Annotated in this window: 16 protein-coding genes; 11 read left to right on the forward strand and 5 right to left on the reverse strand. The window is 70.4% G+C overall.

The genetic code is table 11. The features are described from left to right. The first annotated feature begins 31 nt into the window (after positions 1–31). The 6 genes from ACWA14_RS03310 (at position 32) to ACWA14_RS03335 (ending at position 5,637) form a co-directional block, all read left to right on the forward strand. Positions 32–1,237: a sensor histidine kinase gene (locus ACWA14_RS03310; RefSeq protein WP_463796054.1), complete on the forward strand. Its 1,206-nt coding sequence runs from the start codon at positions 32–34 to the stop codon at positions 1,235–1,237. A gap of 28 nt (positions 1,238–1,265) precedes the next feature. After that, positions 1,266–1,901 carry a response regulator gene (locus ACWA14_RS03315; protein WP_463796055.1) on the forward strand — a complete coding sequence of 212 codons (636 nt, stop codon included), beginning with the start codon at positions 1,266–1,268 and terminating at the stop codon, positions 1,899–1,901. Between the two features lie 228 nt (positions 1,902–2,129). Then, positions 2,130–2,891 (forward strand): ABC transporter ATP-binding protein, encoded by a 762-nt coding sequence (locus ACWA14_RS03320; protein WP_463796056.1) that lies wholly within the window; start codon positions 2,130–2,132, stop codon positions 2,889–2,891. Beyond that, a complete protein-coding gene (locus tag ACWA14_RS03325; RefSeq protein WP_463796057.1) occupies positions 2,888–4,357 on the forward strand; it encodes an ABC transporter permease in 1,470 nt (489 codons plus the stop codon). Before ACWA14_RS03320 ends, ACWA14_RS03325 begins: the two co-directional genes overlap by 4 nt. Before the next feature lie 60 nt (positions 4,358–4,417). Continuing rightward, positions 4,418–5,044, forward strand: coding sequence for a 2-phosphosulfolactate phosphatase (locus tag ACWA14_RS03330; RefSeq protein ID WP_463796058.1), 627 nt, complete (start codon positions 4,418–4,420; stop codon positions 5,042–5,044). 65 nt (positions 5,045–5,109) lie between these two features. Continuing rightward, entirely contained in the window at positions 5,110–5,637 is a 528-nt protein-coding gene (locus ACWA14_RS03335) for a DUF3054 domain-containing protein (RefSeq protein WP_463796059.1), read from the forward strand. Positions 5,638–5,647: 10 nt separating this feature from the next. On the opposite strand, the gene ACWA14_RS03340 is transcribed toward ACWA14_RS03335, so the two are convergent. The 4 genes from ACWA14_RS03340 to ACWA14_RS03355 form a co-directional block, all read right to left on the reverse strand. Continuing rightward, positions 5,648–6,136, reverse strand: coding sequence for a SprT-like domain-containing protein (locus ACWA14_RS03340; protein WP_463796060.1), 489 nt, complete (start codon positions 6,134–6,136; stop codon positions 5,648–5,650). A gap of 51 nt (positions 6,137–6,187) precedes the next feature. Then, positions 6,188–6,715: a hypothetical protein gene (locus ACWA14_RS03345; RefSeq protein WP_463796061.1), complete on the reverse strand. Its 528-nt coding sequence runs from the start codon at positions 6,713–6,715 to the stop codon at positions 6,188–6,190. A gap of 135 nt (positions 6,716–6,850) precedes the next feature. Then, positions 6,851–7,711, reverse strand: a complete 861-nt coding sequence (locus ACWA14_RS03350; protein ID WP_463796062.1) for a spermidine synthase — start codon at positions 7,709–7,711, stop codon at positions 6,851–6,853. A gap of 30 nt (positions 7,712–7,741) precedes the next feature. Then, complete coding sequence (locus ACWA14_RS03355; RefSeq protein WP_463796063.1) at positions 7,742–8,998, reverse strand: LCP family protein; 1,257 nt, start codon at positions 8,996–8,998, stop codon at positions 7,742–7,744. A gap of 149 nt (positions 8,999–9,147) precedes the next feature. Between ACWA14_RS03355 and ACWA14_RS03360 the strand changes: the two genes are divergently transcribed. Genes ACWA14_RS03360 through ACWA14_RS03380 form a run of 5 tightly spaced genes read left to right on the forward strand, consistent with a single transcriptional unit; the run spans position 9,148 to position 14,645 of the window. Then, positions 9,148–10,437 (forward strand): sugar ABC transporter substrate-binding protein, encoded by a 1,290-nt coding sequence (locus tag ACWA14_RS03360; RefSeq protein ID WP_463796064.1) that lies wholly within the window; start codon positions 9,148–9,150, stop codon positions 10,435–10,437. A 15-nt stretch (positions 10,438–10,452) separates the two neighbouring features. After that, positions 10,453–11,430 (forward strand): carbohydrate ABC transporter permease, encoded by a 978-nt coding sequence (locus tag ACWA14_RS03365; RefSeq protein ID WP_463796065.1) that lies wholly within the window; start codon positions 10,453–10,455, stop codon positions 11,428–11,430. Continuing rightward, complete coding sequence (locus tag ACWA14_RS03370) at positions 11,427–12,260, forward strand: carbohydrate ABC transporter permease (RefSeq protein WP_463796066.1); 834 nt, start codon at positions 11,427–11,429, stop codon at positions 12,258–12,260. Before ACWA14_RS03365 ends, ACWA14_RS03370 begins: the two co-directional genes overlap by 4 nt. Beyond that, a complete protein-coding gene (locus ACWA14_RS03375) occupies positions 12,257–13,747 on the forward strand; it encodes a glycoside hydrolase family 3 protein (protein WP_463796067.1) in 1,491 nt (496 codons plus the stop codon). Before ACWA14_RS03370 ends, ACWA14_RS03375 begins: the two co-directional genes overlap by 4 nt. A gap of 13 nt (positions 13,748–13,760) precedes the next feature. Further along, positions 13,761–14,645, forward strand: a complete 885-nt coding sequence (locus ACWA14_RS03380; RefSeq protein ID WP_463796068.1) for a MurR/RpiR family transcriptional regulator — start codon at positions 13,761–13,763, stop codon at positions 14,643–14,645. 28 nt (positions 14,646–14,673) lie between these two features. Here ACWA14_RS03380 and ACWA14_RS03385 read toward each other — a convergent pair whose 3' ends face one another. Then, positions 14,674–15,594, reverse strand: coding sequence for a sugar kinase (locus tag ACWA14_RS03385; protein WP_463796069.1), 921 nt, complete (start codon positions 15,592–15,594; stop codon positions 14,674–14,676). Positions 15,595–15,757: the final 163 nt, after the last annotated feature.

Consider the following 15,757-nt stretch of genomic DNA (forward strand, 5'->3'; position numbering starts at 1 on the left):
CGGGCGTGGACGGCTCGCGTAGCGTGAAGGAGTGATCCGTCCCATCTCCCGCGCCTGGCTCGTCGCCGACATCATCGGCGCGGTGGTCGGGTTCGCCCTCACCTCGGCTCTGACCCTCGTCACCGGGGTCACCGGACTGAGCGTCTGGGTCACCGACTCCGCCATGGCGACGGTCGCGTACATCGTCGTCGGCGTGATCCTGTGGGGCGGCGCCGCGATCGCGCGCCTGTCACCCACGCTGGCGCTCGGGATCGCGTGGTTCGGGGCGGTGCTCCAGATGTCGATGGGGCTTCCGCCGTCGGCCTACGATCTCGGCATCCTCGTGGTCCTGTTCGCGACAGCCGCGTGGGGGAGCAGGCGTCTGCTGTGGATCGGCGGGATCTCCGCGGTCGCCGGCGGCGTGATCGGAGGCGTGTACTTCGGCCTCGCCTTCTCGGGGGAGCTGCTGACGGATGCCGCCAGCGCGATGCGTGCCGTGACGATCGCGGCGCTGCTGGGGTCGGTGTTCCTCCTCGCGATGGTCATGTCGTGGGGAGCCGGTCTGCTGTGGCGCGTGATCGTCAGCGGCCGGGCGACGCAGGTCGCGCGGGCTCAGGCCGAGATGCGCACGGCCGAGGAGCAGGAGCGGGTGCGGATCGCCCGCGACATGCATGACGTCGTCGCGCACTCGCTCGCGGTGGTGATCGCCCAGGCCGACGGTGCGCGCTATGCCGTGGCGGCGAAACCCGAGCTCGCCACCGAGGCGCTGGGGACGATCGCGCAGACCGCGCGGGGTGCGCTCTCCGATGTGCGCATGCTCCTCACGCAGCTCCGGCACCGTCAGGGCGATGGGCCGCAGCCGACGCTCGCGGATCTGGAGGCGCTGTTCGCGCAGGTGCGTCAGGCGGGCATCGAGCCGCGCATCACGGTCGATCCGATGCCGCCGGGGGAGCCGCCCGGGGCGATCCAGCTCGCCGTGTACCGCATCCTCCAGGAGGCGCTCACGAACGCGATCCGGCACGGAGAGGGCGCCGTCGACGTGCACCTGGCCTGGTTGCCGGAGCGGGTCGAGGTGCGGGTGACCAACACGATCCGGCACGGATCGACGACGGGCGCGGGCGGACACGGGCTGATCGGCATGCGCGAGCGCGCTCAGCTCATGGGCGGTACTCTTCAGGCGGAGCGCCGAGGCACGCAGTTCGTCGTGCACGCGACGCTCCCGATCGGTCCGTCGTCGCACGCCGTCGTCCCCGGATGAACCATTCACGAACAGGGAGTCCCTCCGCATGATCAGAGTCGTCCTCGTCGACGATCAGGCGTTGTTCCGTGCCGGCATCCGCATGCTGGTCGCCTCGCAGCCCGACCTCGAGGTGGTCGGCGAAGCGGGCGACGGACGCGAGGCGCTCACCGTGGTGGCTGCCGCACACCCGGACGTCGTGCTGATGGACATCCGGATGCCGGTGATGGACGGCCTCGCCGCGACCGCCGAGATCCTCGCGCAGCCGGACCCGCCGCGGATCGTCATGCTGACGACGTTCGATCTCGACGAGGCGGCCGCGCGGGCCATCCGCCAGGGGGCCAGCGGCTTCCTGCTCAAGGACGCCGACCCGGAGTTCCTCCTCGCCGCGATCCGCACCGTGCACGCCGGGTCGAGCGTGATCGCCGCCTCCGCCACGCGCGAGCTGTTCGCACACTTCGCGGAAGCGCCGAAGCCCGTCCCGTCGGCGTATGCCTCGCTCACCGAGCGCGAGAAGGAGATCTTCGCCCTCGCGGCGCGGGGCCTGTCGAACGGTGAGATCGCGTCGCGCGAGTTCCTCAGCGAGGCGACCGTCAAGACGCACATCAGCCGCATCCTGGCGAAGCTCGCTCTGCGCGACCGCGTGCAGCTCGTGGTGTTCGCGTTCGAGCACGGCCTCGCCTGACCGTCTTCTCGCCCCGGCCGCGCTGCCGACCCTGCCGCGCTGCCGACCCGGCCCTCTGTGGTCGACCCGGCCCCTTGTGGACGCATTCACAGGGGCCGCTCGCACAGAAAGGGCCGGGTCGGCGAGAGGGGTCGGTGCGAGCGCGGGCGGCGGGATCATCCTTGCGATGTAGGCGGATGCTCCGGGCGGGCGACGCGCAGGAGAGCGCGTCTCCGTAGCGTCGATGACATGGAGATCACGACCACCGACCTCGGGCTCGCCGCCCGCGTCCAGCACCTCACGAAGACCTACGGATCGGGCGAGGGCACCGTCCATGCGCTCGACGACATCAGCGTCGGCATCCGCCGCGGGCAGTTCACCGCGATCATGGGCCCCTCCGGCTCGGGCAAGTCCACGCTCATGCACATCATGGCCGGACTCGACACCCCGTCCGCGGGACGCGCGTGGATCGGCGACACCGAGATCACGGGTCTCGGCGACCTCGACCTCACGATCCTGCGCCGTCGTCGCGTCGGCTTCGTGTTCCAGGCGTTCAACCTCGTGCCGACGCTCGACGCGCTCGGCAACATCATGCTGCCGTTCGAGCTCGACGGCCGCCGTCCGAGTGCGATCGAACGGGCCAGGATCGACGGGCTGATCGAAACGCTCGGCCTGGGCAGCCGTCTGCGCCACCGACCGCACGAACTCTCCGGCGGACAGCAGCAGCGGGTGGCGATCGCGCGGGCTCTCGCGACGGGCCCCGACCTGGTGTTCGCCGACGAGCCCACGGGCAACCTCGACTCGAAGACGGGCCGCGAGGTGCTGCAGCTGCTGGCCGCGGCGAGCCGCGAGCACGGGCAGTCGATCGCGATGGTCACGCATGATGCGATCGCCGCCAGCTTCGCGGACCGGGTGCTGTACCTGGGGGATGGTCGCATCGTCGCCGATCACCCGCGTCAGAGCGCCGAGCAGATCTCCGCCTACATGCTCGCGGCTGAGGTGGCGGCATGACCGCCGTCGCCCCCGCCCTCGCGACGGTCGTCCCGCAGACGGCGGCGACCGGGCCCCGGTGGGGCTGGCTCCGAGAGCGCGGCATGGGAGCGAGCATCCTCGTCGCCGCCCTCTCGTCCGCGTTCGGCGTGCTGCTCGTCGAGATGACGGCCTACATCGGCGCGACACTCCAGGCGGATCCCTTCATCGGCGACAGCGAGACGCTGGCCATCGTGGTCGGATTGCTGTCGGTGCTGCTGACCGCCGTGGCGATGTACGTCGCGGCGATCGTGACCGCGAACACGTTCTCGACGATCATCGCGGGCCGCACGCGGCAGATCGCCCTCCTGCGCCTGATCGGGGCGACGGCGCGATCGCAACGCGCGGAGGTCGGGAAGCAGGGGCTGATCGTGGGCGTGATCGGCGCCGGTCTCGGCGTGATCGCCGGACTGCTGATCTCGGCACTCGGCGTCCAGGTCGGCTCGGCGTTGCTCGCGAACGACCCCGCCGGGTTCACCCTCGCACAGCCGTTCCTCACGCTGCCCGCCGTCGGAGTCGCGCTGACGACCTGGCTCGCCGCGTGGATCGGATCCCGGCGTGTGCTCGCGGTCACCCCTCTGCAGGCGATCGGCGGCGCGGTCGAGCGCACCCACGACGACCTGACCGGGCGGGCGGGGCGTCACGTCGGCGCCTGGGTGCTGCTGATCACGGGCGCCGCGCTCCTCGCCGGCGGCGTCGTGATCGGACTGATCACCCCTCTCGGGGTCGTGGTGGCGTTCCTCGGAGGAGTGCTCTCGTTCACGGGTCTCGCGCTCGGATCCGTCCTGTTCATGCCGCCGGTGCTGCGCCTGGTCGGTCGGATGTTCGGATCCAGCGCGACCGCGCGCCTGGCTGCCGAGAACGCGCTGCGGTACCCGGAGCGGTCCTCGCGGATGGCGATCGGCGTGGTCATGGGCGTCACGCTCGTGACGATGTTCGCGGTGGCGCTCGAGTCCGCCAAGAGGCTGATGATGAACCAGACCGGCGACGTGCCGGATGAGTTCTTCGCCCCGTTCGACGCCTTCGCCTCGATCATGATGGTCCTGGTCGCGGTGTCCGCGGTGATCGCCGCCGTCGGACTGGTGAATCTGCTCACGATCGGCGTCGTGCAGCGGCGTCGCGAGCTCGGGCTGCTCCGCTCGATCGGGCTCTCCAATCGCCAGGTGCGTCGCATGGTGCTGCTGGAGGCGACGCACATCACGGTCGCGGCGACCCTCACCGGACTCGTCCTGGGCATCGTCTACGGCTGGATCGCCGCGCAGTCCGTGCTGGGCTCGGTCCCCACGCTTCCCGACTACACGCCGGCCGGACTCGTCGCGCCGCAGATCCCGTGGATCCCCGTCGTGGTGATCGTCGTGGCCACGGCGCTGCTCACGCTCATCGCCGCGGCGACCCCCACGCGCCTGGCCACTCGCATCGCTCCGGTGGAGGCGCTCGCCGCGGACTGAGCGCCCGCGCACCCGCCCCTCGCTCTTCGGAGGGTGCGGGTGCGCGTCTAGGCTGGACGGATGCCCTCGCCGTTCGATCAGTCCACGTATCAGGTCCGCCTCGACTGGGGTCTCGCGGGACTCGAGCGTCTGGCGGATGCCGACGTGGTCGTGATCGTCGACGTGCTGCACTTCTCGACCGCTGTGGTCGACGCCGTCGCGGCCGGCGGCGAGGTCGACCTGTCGCAGGCGGCGGAGTGGTCGTCGGATGCCGTCGCTCCGGCCATCGCGGTGACCGCCGCTGCCGGCGGTGCCGTGGTGCTCATCGGCAGCATCCGCAACGCGAGCGCCGTCGCGCGGGCCGTGCAGGTCATCCAGGAGCAGCGGCAGGCGCGCACTTCGGTGGCCCTGATCGCGACGGGCGCGCGCGACGCCTCGAACGACGTGCGCTTCACCGTGGAGGATCAGCTCGGGGCCGGAGCGATCATCGCCGCGTTGACCGACCTCGGGATCGATCACACCGCCCCGGATGCAGCGGTCGCGGCCGAGGGCTTCCGGGCGTTGCGGAGAGCACTGGGGCACCTCCTCTCCGCGAGCGGATCGGGCCAGGAGGCCGAGGACGCCGGCTCCGTCGCGACCGCCGCACGGCTCGACGCCGTGGCGGTCGTGCCGAGGTTCGACGACCGCCGGTTCCTCCCCTTCGTCTGACGGCGCCCCGCGGCACGCCACCCCGCCAACCAGGAGTGCGCGGGAAGCGCGCGTAGGGTCGGGACATGAGGTTCGTTCCCGCGGTGATCGTCGATGTCGTGCTCGTGCTCGTGTTCGCGGTGATCGGCCGGGCGTCGCACGAGGAGGATCCCGCCGGGTTCCTGCTCACCGCCTGGCCGTTCCTGGTCGCGCTGCTGCTGGGCCACCTGGTCGCGGCGCTGCTCCCGGGGCGTCCGCGCCGGCCGTGGTCGGTGCTCTGGGGTCTGGTGGTCTGGGTGATCACCGTGATGGGTGGTCTGCTGCTGCGCATCGCGAGCGGCGACACCGCGCAGGTGCCGTTCATCATCGTCGCGACGCTCACCCTCGGAGTGCTGCTGATCGGCTGGCGGGCCGTCACCGCCCTGCTGCGCCGTCGCCGCGCGGTGACGCCCGCCTCGCAGGATGCCACGGATGCCACGGATGCCACGGATGCTGACGGGTTCGCTGATGCCGATCGCTCAGGGCGCGTCGAGGCGGTCGGCCCCGCCGATGAGACTTCCGCCGACGACGTCCCGCACACTCCGTCCGGGCAGTCGGACGAGACCCGGGACTGAACCCGCGGGTTCAGCGCGGCATCTGTGCGGAGAGGCGCGTGTCACGGGTGATCTCGCGTCGCTCCCACGCGAACACGTGTCGCGGGTCGAACGACCGCGAGCACCGCGCGCACGAGGTGGCGCGCGTCGGGCGCCGATGCCGGTATGTGACATGTCCGGCGGGGCATTGACCGACCCACGGCGCCAGTTCGACGGCGGTCTCGCCGTGATGCGTGGTGCCCCCGACGTAGCCGAGGTCGCGAGCGGTACGCTTCCACGTCGCTCCGTGGGCGGCCTCGTGACCCGCGAGAGCGTGGGCGACCTCGTGCAGGAGGACCTGGTGGATCTCGTCGTCTTCGAACCGCGCGGCGAGGTAGCGCGACACCGAGATGCGCTTCTTCGTGTAGTCGCACTGCCCGGCTCGACGCTTGGCATTGTCGAAGCCGAAGGACCAGCTGGGGTCGAGGTGCATCCGGATGAGCGCCTCGCCCCAGATGCGCACACGGTCTAGATCCGCCATGGAATCAGGCTAAGCCATGCCGCCGACACCGGCGCGAGGAGGCGGGTCGGCTCAGCCGGCGACGAGCTGTTCGGTCCGGCGGCGCTCCGCCGCCTCGATCGCCAGCAGCACGACCTCGAGATCACGGTCGGCGGCGCCCGCCTCGCGTCGCAGGAAGAGCGAGCGCTTGAAGCTCTCGCGAGCCGTGTCGTAGTCGCCGGCGTCATAGGCGTTCTTGCCGTGATGGTGATGCGCGAAGGCTGCGATCGAGATCCAGCCCTGCCCCTCGGCCTCGTCGGCGCAGGTCGCGAGTTCCTGCTCGGCTGCCGCGTGTGCGCCGCGGTACTGCAGGATCGTCGCGTGCAGGACCCGCGAGCGCAGGACGTCCTTGCGTGTTCCTGCCATGCGGGCCTGGCGGACGGCCTCGTCGGCGAGCGTGAGGGCCTCGTCGAGCCGACCGAGCACCTTCAGCAGCCAGACGCGTTCCAGGAGCGAGGGCAGGCTGCGCTGGTTCTCGATCTCCGCGAGCCGCGCGGCGCATTCCTCGAGGTCGACCAGCTCACGCAGGTCGTCCCGGTCGTATCCCCGGATGAAACTCATTGCACTCCTCCTGCCACGGCACCTCGTCCAGTCTGCCTGTCCGTCCGGCGCACGACGAGGCGGCGCGCCCGCGACCCGGCATACCGCCACCCGAACGCATCCTGCGGACGTGCCCCGGCGCGGGGAGGGCGCGCGTCAGCGCAGGAAAAGTGAGGCATCCGGACGAGGGGAGGCGACCGCATCCGCATCCGTCACGACTCGGGCGCCCTGCGTGAACGCCTGCACCTCGGCGCCCTGCGCGATCTTGGCGGGATGCGGGCCCGCGGCGAGCAGACGGGGCAGCCACTCGGTCGGCAGCGGGGCGGCCGATGCCGCGATCACCAGGTTGCCGAAGCGGCGCCCCTTGAGCACCTGCGTGTCGGCGAGGACGCCGATCTCGGGCAGCACCTCGGCGATGGTCGCGACCTGGCGCCGGGCGAACGCCAGCCCTGGTCCGTCGGCCACGTTCACCAGGAGGACGCCGGCCGGCCCGAGCAGCGCTGCGAGCTCGCGGTAGAACTCGATGCTCGTCAGATGCGCGGGCGTCTGGGCCCCCGAGTACACGTCGGAGACGACGAGATCGCAGCTGCCGACCAGCGCCCCGGGCAGCCGGCGCACTCCCTCCCGGGCGTCGCCGATGCGGATGCGGATGGGCGCACCCTGGGGCAGGGGGAGGTGCTCCCGCACGAGCTGCACCAGGGGCGCCTCGAGCTCGATGACCTGCTGACGCGAACCGGGACGGGTGGCATCGATGTAGCGCGGGATCGTGAGCGCGCCGGCCCCCAGGTGCACCGCGGTGAGCGGACCGGAGGGGAGCTGATCGACGACCGCCCCCATGCGCACGATGTACTCGAAGTGCAGGTGCGTCGGGTCGTCGAGATCGACGTGCGACTGCGGGGTGTCGTCGACGACGAGCTCGAAGCCGCTCGTGAAGTCGGACGGGACGACGCGGGCGATGCCGCCGTGGTCCAGCCGGGTCTGCGGATGCTCGGCATCCCGTGATCGCGTCCGGCCCATGCGGTCGAGCCTACGCCGTGGGTCCGACCGTCAGTCCTGCTTGCCGTTCGCGCAGGTCTCCTGGGCGGCGGTCTGCCCCGAGATGTTGGGGGAGAGGGTGGCGCGCGCCTGCGGTTCCTCGGCCGACGGCGTCTCCGTCGTCACGGGCTGTCCGGTGTCGACGGGGGCAGGTTCGACCAGCTCCACGCCGCCGTTGTTCGTGACGTCGCCGGTGAGCTGCAGGGACTGCCCCGCACGCAGCGCGTCCCAGACGGTCGCGGCGGCATCGAGGTCGGGGACTCTCCTGTCCTCGTCGTCCGGGTCGACGAACACCGGGTACTGCAGGAACACGAACTCGGAGAACGGCACGTCCTTGATCGTCAGCGCCAGCTGGGCCAGACGGATCGGATTGGCCAGCTCGTCGCTCGGCTCGATGTTGTCGGCGATCGTGTTCGCCAGCCCGAGCACGGTGCCCGGATCCGTGAGCACCTCCTCGCTCAGGATCTTCTTGACGAGGCGCGACATGTACTGCTGCTGGTTCGAGATGCGCGCGAGGTCGCTGCCGTCGCCGACGCCGTGGCGGGTCCGGATGAACTGGAGCGCCTCGGGTCCCGACACGGTGCGCGTTCCGGGCGGCCAATCGATGCCGGTCTGCCCGTCGCGGATGCCGTCGCCGCCGATGCACACCTCGACGCCCCCGATGGTGTCGGTGACCTCCATCACCCCGTCGAAGCCGATCTTCGCGGCGAACGGGATCGGGATGTCGGTGAGATCGGTGAGGGTCCTGGCGACGCAGGAGAGTCCTGCGCGCTGGTAGACGGCGTTGATCTGCGTCTTGCTCGTCGCCGAGACGACGGTGCCGTCCGGGAGCGTGCACTCCGGCGTCTCGAGCATCAGGTCGCGCGGGAAGGAGACCACGGTGACGTTGCGGGGCTCCGCCGAGACGTGCACCAGGAGATTCACGTCGTTGAGCACGGAACCGTCGGCCTCGGAGCATCTCTCCCCGAGCATGCTCGTCGAGACCTCGCCGCATTCGTCGGTGCCGATGAGGAGCAGGCTGAACTCGCCGGGGTAGGCGTCGATCGACGGCGGCTCGACCTCAGGTGCGCCCTCGAGCGTGACGGCGTCTTCTCCGACGCGGTTCAGGAGATCGGTGACGACGAAGGCGCCGACGCCGATGGCGGAGACGAGGACGACCGCCAGGCCGATGCCCAGGGCGCGGAGGAAGGACGAGGTGCGACGACGCGGCGAAGCGCTCGCGTGACGACCGACCGGGGTGCGATCGTCGCGTCGGTGACTGCGGCTCATGGTCGCGAGCCTACCCATGGAAAGAGTTGTCACGAGAGTGTGACGATTGTGAGAAGAACTTGCAGATAATTAGTTAGTCGTAAATACTTTTCCATACCGGCGAGCACCCGATGCCCGCACAGTCACATTTCAAAGAGGAGATCTTCCTGATGCACAAGCGCATTCTTCCGGTCGTGGCGCTCGGCGCCGTGGCCACGCTCGGTCTCGCCGCCTGCGCGGGTGGCGGCAGCGACACCGGCAGCACCGACGGAGAGGGCCAGGAGCTCACCGTCTGGATCATGAAGGGCACCAACCCCGACGCCACGGCCTTCTACGACGAGGTCTCCACGGCCTTCGAAGAGGAGACCGGAGCCACGGTCACCATCGAGGAGATCCAGTGGGCTGACGCGCACGACCGCTTCGTGACCTCGATCGCCGGTGGCACCACTCCCGATATCGCCGAGACCGGCACCACCTGGACCGCCGAGTTCGCCGACGCCGGCGCGCTCGAGCCGCTCGACGAGTACGTCGACGCGGAAGACGGTCTTCGTGACGACCTCGTCGAGGGTCTGGCCGTCGCCGGCACCTACGACGACGCCCTCTACGGCATGCCGTGGTACGCCGGTGTGCGCTCGATCGTCTACCGCGCCGACGTCTTCGAGGAGCTCGGCCTCGAGGCTCCGAAGACGTGGGACGACATCGTCGCCGCGGGCGAGGCCATCAAGGCCGCGAAGCCCGACATGCTGCCGTTCCCGGTCGCCGGTGACGCCGAGTTCCAGGTGTACCCGTGGGTCTGGGGCGCCGGTGGCGAGATCGCCACGCAGGATGGCGACACCTGGACCAGCGAGCTCGACAGCACCGAGTCGCAGGCCGGCATCGAGTTCTACACCGGCCTGGCCACGGAGCACGGCTTCTCCTCCGCCGGCGCGACCACGTGGAAGGAGACCGACCTCCGTGACGCGTTCACGCAGGGCAACGTCGCCATGATGCTCTCCGGCTCGTGGACCCCGAAGACGCTCATCGAGGCGAACCCCGAGCTCGAGGGCAAGATCGGCGCGGCGGTCATCCCCGGCGAAGACGGCGGCATCGCGCCCTCCGTCCTCGGCGGATCGCACCTCTCGGTCTTCAACACGACGAAGAACGCCGACCTGGCGTGGGAGTTCGTCCAGCTCATGACCACGGGCGAGTTCGCCGAGAAGTGGTCCAACGAGACCGGCTACTTCCCGGGCGTCCAGTCCGCGATGGAAGAGGCCCTCGCCTCGACCGACCCGCTCATCGCCCCGTTCGCCGAGCAGATGGTCGACGGCGGAGCATCCGTCCCGGTCACCCCGAACTTCGGCGCCGTGCAGGCGAAGAAGACGACCAACTCCATGATGCAGGCCATCCTCAGCGGACAGAAGGACGTCGCCACGGCGACGAAGGACGCCGCTGCCGAGATGACCCAGCTGCTCAACCAGTAAGGACGCCTCCCTTCCATGTCGATGGTGCAAGCGCCACTGCCGGTCACGAAGGCGGAGTCCACCTCCGCCTCCGTGGCCGGCGGCCGGCCGCGCAAGCGGGGATTCTCGCTCGTCACGGCCCGCCCTTGGCTTCTTCTCGCCCCCGGGCTGATCATCCTCGCGGTGCTCATGCTCTGGCCGCTGGTCCAGGTCTTCATCTATTCGCTGCAGGACTACGGTCTGCGCGAGATCAACACCGGTGAAAGCAACTGGATCGGCTTCCAGAACTACGTCGAGGCGCTCACCAACCCGATCCTGTGGACGGTGGTGCTCCCGAACACCGTCGGGTTCGCGGTCGTCGCCGTGTTCGTCACGGTCGCGGTCGGCACGCTCGTGGCGCTGCTCCTCGCCCGCCTCGGCATCGTCTGGCGCACCATCGTCTCCAGCTGCATCATGGTCGCGTGGGCCATGCCCGCCGTGACCGGCACCTACGTCTGGACCTTCATCTTCGATGCCGATCGCGGCATCTTCAACTCGGTCCTCAAGGACCTCGGGCTGATGGACGGCTCGGTCAACTGGTTCACCAACCAGTGGTCGTTCTACGCCATCGTGCTCCTCAACGTCGTGCACCACGGCTTCCCGTTCGTGGCGATCACGGTCCTCGCCGGCCTCCTCGGCGTCTCCAAGGAGATGCTCGAAGCGGCGGCACTCGACGGCGCCGGTGCGTGGCGCCGCTTCTGGAAGATCATCTTCCCGACGCTCAAGCCCGTCTTCACGGTGGTCATCATCCTGTCCACGATCTGGGACTTCAAGGTCTTCGCGCAGGTCTACCTGATGCCCGGCGGCGGGGGCGGCAACCGCTCCGTGCTGAACCTCGGCGTCTGGTCGTACGTGGAGTCCTTCGGACAGAACCGGTACGGCTTCGGTGCGGCCCTGGCCGTGCTGCTGACGCTCGTGCTGATCGGCATCACGATCGTCTACATCCGTTCGCTCATGAAGGAGGACGAGCTGTGAACCCCCGTGCGTCTCTCCGATCGCGGATCGGCATCGGCATCGCGGTCGCCGCGGTCCTGATCTTCACGCTCTTCCCCGTCTACTGGATGGTGGCCAGCGCCTTCGACGCCAAGGCCTCGAGCGGCGGGCAGTCGCTCCTGCCGCAGGAGTTCACGTTCGACAACTTCGCCTTCGTGCTCACGGAGGGCGGCTTCGGCACGTTCCTCCGCAACTCCGCGATCGTCGCGCTCGTCACCGTGCTCGTCAGCGCCCTGGTCTGCCTTCTGGCAGCCGTCGCCGTCGCACGCTTCCGGTTCAAGCTCCGCACCACGGTGCTCATGATGATCCTCGTGGTGCAGATGGTGCCGCTCGAGGCGCTCGTGATCCCGCTCTTCCTCCAGGTCAAGAGCCTCGGACTGCTCAACAGCATCCTCGGACTCATGGTCGTCTACATCGCGCTGTCGCTGGCGTTCGGCATCTGGATGCTGCGCGGCTTCGTCGCCGCGGTGCCCGTGGAGCTGGAGGAGGCCGCCTACATCGACGGAGCCAGCTGGTGGCGGATGTTCCGCTCGATCCTGCTGCCCCTGGTGATGCCGGGCCTCGTCGCGACGAGCATCTTCAGCTTCATCACGGCGTGGAACGAGTTCATCTTCGCCATGACCATTCTGGGAGCGGAGACCGATCAGTACACGGTCTCGATCGGCCTGAAGTCCTTCTTCGGTCTGTTCGCGAACGACTGGGGCAGCATCATGGCCGCCTCCACGATCATCACGCTCCCGGTCATGATCTTCTTCATCATCGTGCAGCGTCGCCTGTCCGCCGGCATGGTGGCGGGAGCCGTGAAGGGATGAGCGACGACCTCGCGCGTCTCGCGAACGGCGTGCTCTGGCCCGGGTTCTTGGGCACCGAGGCGCCGGCCTGGCTGCTCGACGAGCTCGAGGACGGCCTCGCCGGGGTGGTGTACTTCGCCCAGAACATCGGCGACGGTCTGCCCGCGCTGAGCGCCTCGATCCGCGCCGCCAATCCACACGCGCTGATCGGCGTCGACGAGGAGGGCGGCAGCGTCACCCGACTCGAGGCGGCCGAGGGGTCGACGGTCCCGGGAGCGGCACAGCTCGGACTGCTCGACGACGTCGCAGCGACGGAGCGGACGGGCGCCGAGCTCGCGCGTCGCCTCGCCGCAGTCGGCGCCAACGTGGCGCTCGGCCCCGTCGCCGACGTCAACACCGACCCGCGCAACCCGGTGATCGGGGTACGCGCGTACGGCGCCGACAGCGACCTGGTGACGCGTCACGCGGTCGCGACGATCGACGGCATCCAGGACGGCGGGGTCGCGGCCTGCGTCAAGCACTTCCCCGGTCATGGCGACACGCACACGGACTCGCATCACGCGCTGCCGGAGATCGCCCTCGGCATCGAGGAGTACGAACGCGTGCACGTCGAGCCCTTCCGGGCGGCGATCGAGGCCGGCGTCGACGCGATCATGACGGCGCACATCGTCGTCCCCGCCTGGGGCGAGGCTCCGGCGACCCTGAACCCTCGGGTGCTGGGCATCCTGCGCGACGAGGGCTTCGACGGTGTGATCATCACGGATGCACTCGACATGGCCGCGATCCGCGAGACCGTCGGCATCGGCGGGGGAGCGGCACTGGCCCTGGCCGCCGGCGCCGATCTGCTCTGCATCGGCAACCCGACGAACCCGGGCGACGCCGCGGCGCCGGACCAGGATCGACGCGACTTCCTCGCCGCGCGCGACGGGATCGTCGCAGCACTCCGCGACGGTTCGCTCTCCCGTGAGCGCGTCGAAGAGGCCGCCGGACGCGTGGCCGCTCTCGCCGAGAAACGGCGGGCGTCCGACGCCGCCGCGGTCACGGACACCTTCTCCGACTTCGACGCCGCATCGATCCTGCGCCGCATGGTCTCGGTGACGGGGGAGCTCCCCGAGGCGTCCTCCGCTCTGCCCGTGATCGATGCGCGGCGGCGTTCGACGCTCGCGGTGGACAGCGCGGCCGGCTACGTCGCCCGTGCGCTCGCGGGTGACGCGCGACAGGCGCGGCTGGATGTCGCGAGCGCGGGCATCGCGGACCAGGACCGCGTGCTCGACGAGATGATCGCCGAGCCGGGAACCACCGTGATCCTGATCGACCGGCCCGACACCGATGCCGCTCAGCGCGCACTGGTCGAACGCGCGGCTGCCCGCGACCCGCACGCGGTCGTCGTGAACGTCGGGCTGCCGGTCCGGACGCCGCTGCCGCTGCCGACCGTGGAGGTCGCTGCGGCGAGTCGCGTGGGCGCGGAGGTCGCGCGCGAGAGACTGCTGCTGGGCAGAACAGGCTGAATCGGGGCCGGCAGTGGATGCAGACGTACTCGCACTGGTGCGACGCTCGGTCTCTCGGCTGAGCGCCGCCGAGGCGCGCGTCGCGGAGACCATCCTCGCCGACCCCACCCTGGTGATCGATCTGGCGATCAACGATCTGGCGAAGCTGTGCCACACCTCGTTGTCGACCGTGGCGCGTTTCGCGCAGTCGCTCGGCTACAGCGGGTATCGCGAGCTGCGGGTCGCCGTCGCGCGAACCGTCACGCTCGAGCAGGCGCAGCAGGCGCGGTTCGGTCTCGACACCACGGCGATCGATCCCGACGACGAGCCGATGGCGATCGCGGCCAAGCTCGCGGCGCAGGAGATCGACGCGATCGAGCGGACGGCCCTCGGGCTGGATGCCGCGGCGCTCGACCGGGTCGCCCGGGCCGTGGTGAAAGCCGGGCACATCGACCTCTTCGGGCAGGCGGCATCGGCGCTGACGGCGCAGGACCTGCTCCTCAAGCTCGCGCGCATCGGCTGCTCGGTGGCGCATTTCGCCGATCCGCATCTCGCGCTGACCACCGCCGCGCTGCGCAGCGGAGACGACGTCGCGATCGCCTTCTCTCACAGCGGTGAGACGCTCGAGACCGTGCGCGCCCTCGAGGTGGCCCGCGATGCCGGTGCGCTCTCGGTCGCGGTCACGAGTGTGGCGGAGTCGGCGCTCGCGCTGGCGGCGGATGTCGTGCTGCTCACGTACGCGCATGAGTCGCCGTTCCGGATGGGGGCGATGTCGAGTCGTATCGCGCAGCTCGCCCTGGTCGACGTGCTGTTCGTCCGCGTGGTGCAGCATCGGGGCGAGCCCGTCGTGGTGCCGCTGCAGCGCACGCACGACGCGGCGGTGGTGCGCTCGCGCTCCCAGCCGCGCATCGAGGGCTGACCCGGAGAAGCCCCCGGGGCCGCGGGGTTCAGCCGATGTGATCCCGGGTGCTCGTGAGCGCTCGGAGGGCGATGCGCTGGGCGCGCGCGAGGCTTCCTGTCAGGGAGAGTCCGGTGAGGATGCCGGCGAGGAACCCGGCGGCGAAGGCATCGGCCGCCCCGATGGACTCCACGAGGGGCGCGGCGGGGGCCTCGCTCGTGGCGCGCTCTGAGCCGTCGAAGGCCACCGCCCCCTGCACGTCGGTGATCACGAGGCGGCGGGGGTCGGGGAGGAGGGCGCGGAGCGCTGCCGGGTCGGAGGTCCCGAGCACGGCCTCGGCGTCGGGGCGCGTGCAGAAGACGATGTCCGCGCGGCCGGCGAGCGCCGTCAGCACCGCCTTCCCCTCGGGCTCGCGACCGCGCCACAGCGCGGGACGCCAGCTGAGGTCGAAGCTGAGCAGACGGCCCGCGGGTCGAGCGTCGAAGAGCCTGTCCTGTGCGGCGCGGGCGGAGGGTGACAGGGCGGGAGTGATGCCCGAGGTGTGCACGAGCGCCGCGGAGTCCAGCAGGGCGGCCGCCGCCGGGGCGGCGAGAGACTCGGGGGACATCGCAGAAGCGGCGGATCCCGCACGGTAGTAGTGCATCCGGCCGTCGACCGCTCCGTCGGCGCGCGGGACGAGTTCCTTCACGTACAGGCCCGTGGGGGCATCCGGATCGACCTCCACGGCGGAGGTGTCGACCGCGTGCCGGCGCAGCTCGGCGAGCAGGAACCGGCCGAAGCCGTCGTCGCCGATGCGGGAGACGACGGCCGTGCGGATGCCGGCGGAGGCGAGCGCGATGGCGGTGTTCCACTCGGCGCCGGCGAGAGAGCGGTGGAAGCTCCGGCAGTCCTCGAGCGGGCCCGCGGAGGCGGCCACCAGGGAGATGAGGCCCTCGCCGACACAGACGGCGATCGGGGCGGAGTCCGGCACTCTTCGGACATTACCGGACGTCCTCGAGGCGTTCGACGTCGATACCGGATCGAAACATGGATGTGTTTGGTATCTGTGGATCCGCTGGGTAGCGTCGAGGCATCACCGTGACCCGAGGCGCAACGGCTTCGGGCACGCGCAAAGAAGCGCCCGACAGGGAAGG

It is taken from the genome of Microbacterium sp. TW_SC_2, from assembly GCF_055361165.1.

What these genes read in the sequence shown, in the direction of transcription:
- ACWA14_RS03325 (WP_463796057.1), top strand. Translation starts at nt 2,888, where the DNA reads ATGACCGCCGTCGCCCCCGCCCTCGCGACGGTCGTCCCGCAGACGGCG.
- ACWA14_RS03335 (WP_463796059.1), top strand. Translation starts at nt 5,110, where the DNA reads ATGAGGTTCGTTCCCGCGGTGATCGTCGATGTCGTGCTCGTGCTCGTG.
- ACWA14_RS03315 (WP_463796055.1), top strand. Translation starts at nt 1,266, where the DNA reads ATGATCAGAGTCGTCCTCGTCGACGATCAGGCGTTGTTCCGTGCCGGC.
- ACWA14_RS03360 (WP_463796064.1), top strand. Translation starts at nt 9,148, where the DNA reads ATGCACAAGCGCATTCTTCCGGTCGTGGCGCTCGGCGCCGTGGCCACG.
- ACWA14_RS03330 (WP_463796058.1), top strand. Translation starts at nt 4,418, where the DNA reads ATGCCCTCGCCGTTCGATCAGTCCACGTATCAGGTCCGCCTCGACTGG.
- ACWA14_RS03320 (WP_463796056.1), top strand. Translation starts at nt 2,130, where the DNA reads ATGGAGATCACGACCACCGACCTCGGGCTCGCCGCCCGCGTCCAGCAC.
- ACWA14_RS03355 (WP_463796063.1), bottom strand. Translation starts at nt 8,998, where the DNA reads ATGAGCCGCAGTCACCGACGCGACGATCGCACCCCGGTCGGTCGTCAC.
- ACWA14_RS03345 (WP_463796061.1), bottom strand. Translation starts at nt 6,715, where the DNA reads ATGAGTTTCATCCGGGGATACGACCGGGACGACCTGCGTGAGCTGGTC.
- ACWA14_RS03375 (WP_463796067.1), top strand. Translation starts at nt 12,257, where the DNA reads ATGAGCGACGACCTCGCGCGTCTCGCGAACGGCGTGCTCTGGCCCGGG.
- ACWA14_RS03340 (WP_463796060.1), bottom strand. Translation starts at nt 6,136, where the DNA reads ATGGCGGATCTAGACCGTGTGCGCATCTGGGGCGAGGCGCTCATCCGG.
- ACWA14_RS03350 (WP_463796062.1), bottom strand. Translation starts at nt 7,711, where the DNA reads ATGGGCCGGACGCGATCACGGGATGCCGAGCATCCGCAGACCCGGCTG.
- ACWA14_RS03365 (WP_463796065.1), top strand. Translation starts at nt 10,453, where the DNA reads ATGTCGATGGTGCAAGCGCCACTGCCGGTCACGAAGGCGGAGTCCACC.